Source organism: Roseibium sp. RKSG952, from assembly GCF_009711355.1.
Genome location: NZ_SMMF01000567.1, coordinates 1 through 1,932, shown reverse-complemented (window position 1 = coordinate 1,932; position 1,932 = coordinate 1). Strand labels below are relative to the sequence as shown.

General features: G+C 58.8%; 2 protein-coding genes and 1 pseudogene. All 3 read left to right on the top strand.

Going from position 1 to position 1,932, the window contains the following annotated elements; genetic code table 11:
* Positions 1-320: pseudogene (locus tag E1297_RS49005) on the top strand (recombinase family protein); the annotation flags it as partial.
* Entirely contained in the window at positions 317-1,231 is a 915-nt protein-coding gene (locus E1297_RS02335) for a plasmid partitioning protein RepB C-terminal domain-containing protein (RefSeq protein WP_196223145.1), read from the top strand. The pseudogene E1297_RS49005 and the gene E1297_RS02335, both read left to right, overlap by 4 nt.
* Positions 1,228-1,932 (top strand): plasmid partitioning protein RepB C-terminal domain-containing protein (locus E1297_RS02330; RefSeq protein ID WP_155133402.1); only part of this gene is annotated, 705 nt, incomplete at its 3' end. The genes E1297_RS02335 and E1297_RS02330, both read left to right, overlap by 4 nt.

The window sequence follows — 1,932 nt, the reverse complement described above, 5'->3', positions numbered from 1 at the left end:
GCGACACGCAGCTGTTGCGCGTGAATGACGAATTCACGGTGTCGGTCGTTCTGGCCCGCTGCCAGACGACGGCAGCTGGCTCCTTGCGCTGGCACATCCGGCTCGACACCGGCCTCGTTCCGGACATCACGATTGCCGTGAGGATGAGCGCAACCAACGACGCCCCGCGCGATTTCTACCTTCTGCCCAGCATCGACATAACCGGCGCTCGGCTGAAGATGGCCGAGCAGAACGGGCTTTGGCTCGATGTCTATCGAACTGAGACACTTGAAGATTTCTACGCCCTCGCTGGGCGGGCGAAGGTGACGGAGGTGGCATGATGGCCAATAGCACGGAAGAAAAACACCCCACAGAAGTCACCCTGGTTCCGACCGACCGCATTCGGGTTCTCAACCCGCGGGTCCGTAACCCGAGGACGTTTGCCGACATGGTGGAGAACATTGCCAAGATCGGCTTGAAGCGCCCGATCACGGTCACCCGCCGCACCGATACAGATCCGCATGAGTATGATCTCGTCTGCGGCCAGGGGCGGCTCGAGGCCTTCATAGAGCTGAAACAGAAAGCTATTCCGGCGATTGTGATTGACGCTGATGAGACCGACTGCCTCGTGATGAGCCTCGTTGAGAATTGCGCGCGTCGCCAGCATCACCCAATCGATCTAATGCGCGAGATCGGCACGCTTCGCGAGCGCGGCTACAACGACCGCCAAATCGGCGATAAGATCGGTGTCTCGCCGGACTATGTCGGCATGATCGCTGGCCTTTTGGAGCGCGGTGAAGAGCGGCTGGTTATGGCCGTCGAAACTGGTTTGCTCCCCCTCAACCTCGCTATCGATATATCGAAAACCGATACAGAGGGCGCACAGCGAGCGCTGATGGATGCCTACACGCAGAAGAAACTGCGAGGGAAGAAACTCGCCGCAGCCCGACGCCTGATCGAACAGCGCGAGGTGCGTGGAAAGAAAATCCATCCCAAACAATACGGGCGCGAGGGCCGTAACCGGCGGCCGCTGACAAGTGAGGCGCTGGTGCGTGCCTACCAGAAGGAAGCCGACCGTCAGAAGTTTTTGATCAAGAAAGCGGAACTGACGCAAGGGCGTCTCCTGTTCATCTGTCAGGCAATTCGAACTCTCCTCAAGGACGACCATTTCGTGACGCTACTCCGGGCGGAAGGTCTGGAAACGATGCCTGACTACCTACAGGACTCTATCACTGAGGGAGCTGCGCCATGACCAAGAAGGTTCAGCTCGGCTTCGAAAGCGATTGCGTCACGATCCCGGTCGCGGACATCCTGCCTGTCCGCGCCCTTAGCAAATCGATCAAATCCAGCCGAAAATACACCCAGATCACAGCGTCGATCCGCGAGATCGGATTGGTCGAGCCGCCAGTGGTTGCACGAAATGGGGATGTCGGTGGCAGCTGGTTACTGCTGGACGGGCATGTCCGGATTGAAGTCCTGAAGGATCTGGGTCGGGAGCACGTCGAATGCCTTGTGTCGACCGATGACGAGGCATTTACCTACAACAAGCGCGTCAGCCGTATCGCTGCCATTCAGGAGCACCGGATGATCCTGAAGGCTATAGAGCGCGGTGTTCCGGAGGATAAAATCGCGGCGGCGCTGGACCTCAATCCGCGCAGCATCAAACGAAAAGTCAAGCTGCTCGACGGCATTTGCCCAGAAGCTGTCGCGATCCTGAAGGACAAGGCTTGCACGCTGGCCGTTTTCACCACACTGCGCAAGATGATCCCCTTGCGCCAGATCGAAGCCGCCGAACTCATGGTCAACGCCAACAACTACTCTGTCGCCTACATCTCGGCAATCCTCGCGGGGACACCGCAGGCGCAGCTGGTCGAGGCGAACAAGCCCAAACGGGTCAATGGCCTCACGCCCCAAGCAGTCGCTCGGATGGAAAAAGAGCTTGCCCGACTTCAG